Below are 3,288 nucleotides of genomic sequence, written 5' to 3'. Positions count from 1 at the left end.
GCCTCGTCGTCGTCGTCGTCCGGCGTGTCCTCCCGCGCGCCGGCCCGGACGGGGAGGCGGGCGTCCACCACCATCCCCACGAGCCCCACCGCCGCGAAGGCGACCGTGGCCCACAGGGCCGCGCCGCCGTCCCCCTCGGTGAGCGAGTGGCCGAGCAGGACCGCGGCCACCGTCCCCGGGGCGCTGCCGACGACGGTCGCCACCAGGAAGGGTCGTAGCGGGATCGACGTCAGCGCCGCCGCGTAGTTCACCACCGAGAACGGGACCGCCGGGACCAGTCTGAGGCTGCCGACGGACAGCCACCCGCGGCGGCGCAGCCTCACGTCCACGGCGGCGATGCGCGGATCCGCCCGCAGGCCCTCGGCCCGGGCGTGCCCCAGCCGGCGCACCCCCGCAAAGGCGAGGGTGGCCGCGACGCCCGTCGCGACCAGCGACCAGGGGATCGCCACCGACGGCTGGAACAGCACCGCGGCCGAGTAGGTGAAGGTGGAGCGGGGGACCGGGGTCACGGTGACGAGCGCGTAGGCGGAGAAGAACGCCGCCGGGAACCACGGCCCGAGCTGCTGCGCCCACGCGCGGAGCTGCTCCAGGCCCGGGGTCGGGACGAGGGTGGCCACCAGCACCACGAGCGCGACGGCACCCACCCAAGCGATCACCCGTCCACGCACCCGGTCGACTGTAGTGCCCCGGCCGGAATCTCCCCCCGCGCGGACCCCGCGAGCACGGTCACGGTCCGGCAGGCGGGAGGGCTGCACTAGAGTCCGATGGTGACCCCCTTCACTCCACAAGAGAACGAGGTACCGGTGACCGGTCCGACCACAGGTCCTGATCTCCACTCCTGGTACGCCGCTGTGGGAGCCGTCCTCGCGAAGGCCGCCCGCAAGGACCCCGCGGACATGCCCGAGGACGCGTGGCGTTCGCTCGTGGCCACCACGCGGGACGGCATCGAGATCAACCCGCTCTACACGCGGGCCGACGAGATCGCCGAGCGGCCCGCCCCGGGGGCGTTCCCGTTCGTGCGCGGCGGCGACCGGTCGGGGCTGCCCGAGAACGGGTGGCACGTGAGCGCCCGGGTCGAGGTCGACGGCGACGTGGCGCGGACCAACGAGGCCGTGCTCGATCTGCTCGGTCAGGGCGCCTCCGCCCTCTGGCTGCGGGTGCCGGCCGCCGACGTGGCCGCGGTCCTCAAGGACGTCTACCTGGACCTCGCGCCGGTGACCTTCGACGCGGGGCCCGACCTCGTGGCGGTGTCCGAGGAGTTCCTCCGGCTGCTCGACGAGCGCCGCTCCGCCGGGGACGGGGTGACGGACCGCTCGGCGGTGATCGCCGACCTCGGCGCCGCCCCCGTCACCGACGCGTTCTCCGGTGCCGACGCCGCGGCCCTCGGCGACGCGGTCGAGGTGGCCGTGCGGGCGTCGGAGCGCGAGGAGACCCTCCGCACGTTCGTCGCCGACGGAACCGTGTTCCACGCCGACGGCGCCGGGGACGCCCAGGAGCTGGCCTACGCCGCGGCCGCGGGCCTGGAGTACGTCCGCGCGCTCATGACCGCCGGGCTGACCGCCGACGCCGCCCTGCGTCAGGTCTCGTTCCGGCTCGCCGCCACCGACGACCAGTTCCAGTCCATCGCCAAGTTCCGCGCCGGCCGCCTGGTGTGGGCCCGCGTGGCCGAACTCCTCGGCGCGCCCGAGGCCGGCGGGGCACCCCAGCACGCCGTCACGTCCCCGGCCATGATGGCGAGGCGCGACCCCTGGGTGAACATGCTGCGCACCACCCTCGCCGCGTTCGCCGCGGGCGTCGGCGGGGCCACCTCGGTGACGGTCCTGCCGTTCGACGCGTCCCTGCCGGGCGGGCTCGAGAGCACCTCCCGCTCGTTCGCCGAGCGCATCGCGCGCAACACCCAGCTGCTCCTGCTCGAGGAGTCGCACCTCGGACACGTGGTGGACCCCGCCGGCGGCTCCTGGTACGTCGAGTCGCTCACCGACTCCCTCGCCGAGGCCGCCTGGTCGGCGCTGCAGGCCGTCGAGGCCGAGGGCGGGCTGGCCGCCGCGATCGCCTCGGGGAGCGTCGCCGCCGCGATCGCGGGTGTCCGCGACACGCGGGACTCCGAGATCGCGCACCGGACCGCCCCGATCACGGGCGTCTCCGAGTTCCCCAACCTGGGCGAGCCGCCGCTCGACGCCTCGCGTCGGGGCGGGCAGGGCTACCGCTACGGCAAGGCGTTCGAGGACCTGAGGGATCGCTCGGACGCGCACCTCGAGGCCACCGGGTCCCGGCCCACCGTGCTGCTGGCCGGGCTCGGCCCGATGGCCGAGACCACGGGCCGCGTGACCTTTGTGGCCAACCTCCTCGCCGCCGGCGGCGTCGAGGCCCGCAACCCCGGCGTCACGGCGGCCGACCAGTACGCCGGTGCCCGCGAGGGCGAGCGCATCGCGGTCCTCTGCGGCGCCGACAGGCGCTACGCCACCGAGGGGTCCGACGCCGTCCGCGCGCTGCGCGACGCCGGCGTGTCGACCGTGTACCTCGCCGGCGCCGAGAGGGGCTTCCCGGCCGACGCGGCCCACCGCCCCGACGGGTACCTGTCGGTCGGCATCGACGCCGTGGCCGCCCTGTCCACCCTCCTCGACCAGCTGGGAGTGAAGTGAGATGACGACCTTCCCCGATTTCAGCACCGCCCCCTTCCGCGACACCGCCGAGGAGGCCGCCCGGGCCGCCACCGCGACGGTCGACGACGGGATCGCCCCCGGAGCCCACTGGGAGACGCCCGAGGGTATCGACGTCAAGCGCGTCTTCACCAAGGCCGACCGTGACGCCGTCGAGGCGGGGACCGCCCCGACCGACGACGGCGAGGAGGTCACCCCGTTCCCCCTGGACACGGTCCCCGGGGCGGCACCGTTCCTCCGCGGCCCCTACCCGTCGATGTACGTCAACCAGCCGTGGACCATCCGGCAGTACGCCGGCTTCTCCACCGCCGCCGAGTCCAACGCCTTCTACCGGCGCAACCTCGCGGCGGGCCAGAAGGGCCTGTCGGTCGCGTTCGACCTGGCCACCCACCGCGGGTACGACTCCGACCACCCGCGGGTGGCCGGGGACGTGGGCATGGCCGGCGTGGCGATCGACTCGATCCTGGACATGCGTGAGCTGTTCGACGGGATCGACCTGTCCGCCGTGTCGGTGTCCATGACCATGAACGGCGCCGTCCTGCCGATCCTGGCCTTCTACGTGGTGGCGGCGGAGGAGCAGGGGGTGACGCCGGAGCAGCTCGCGGGGACCATCCAGAACGACATCCTC

General features: G+C 74.8%; 3 protein-coding genes. 2 read left to right on the top strand and 1 reads right to left on the bottom strand.

Annotated elements, in window-relative coordinates; all coding sequences use genetic code 11:
• Positions 1 to 668: TVP38/TMEM64 family protein (locus B4M60_RS11050; RefSeq protein WP_291083641.1), on the bottom strand; the 668-nt coding region annotated here is incomplete at its 3' end.
• 135 nt (positions 669 to 803) lie between these two features.
• On the opposite strand from B4M60_RS11050, the gene B4M60_RS11045 reads away from it, so the two are divergent.
• Both B4M60_RS11045 and B4M60_RS11040 read left to right on the top strand, forming a co-directional pair.
• Complete coding sequence (locus B4M60_RS11045; RefSeq protein WP_291083639.1) at positions 804 to 2,642, top strand: methylmalonyl-CoA mutase family protein; 1,839 nt, start codon at positions 804 to 806, stop codon at positions 2,640 to 2,642.
• A 1-nt stretch (position 2,643) separates the two neighbouring features.
• Positions 2,644 to 3,288, top strand: a 645-nt coding sequence (locus B4M60_RS11040; protein ID WP_291083637.1) for a methylmalonyl-CoA mutase family protein, incomplete at its 3' end; no start/stop codon positions are given.

It is taken from the genome of Dietzia sp. UBA5065 (assembly GCA_002415925.1).
Taxonomy (GTDB): domain Bacteria; phylum Actinomycetota; class Actinomycetes; order Mycobacteriales; family Mycobacteriaceae; genus Dietzia.
Note: the sequence above shows the minus strand (reverse complement) of the source record. Positions and strands in the feature narration are given on the sequence as shown.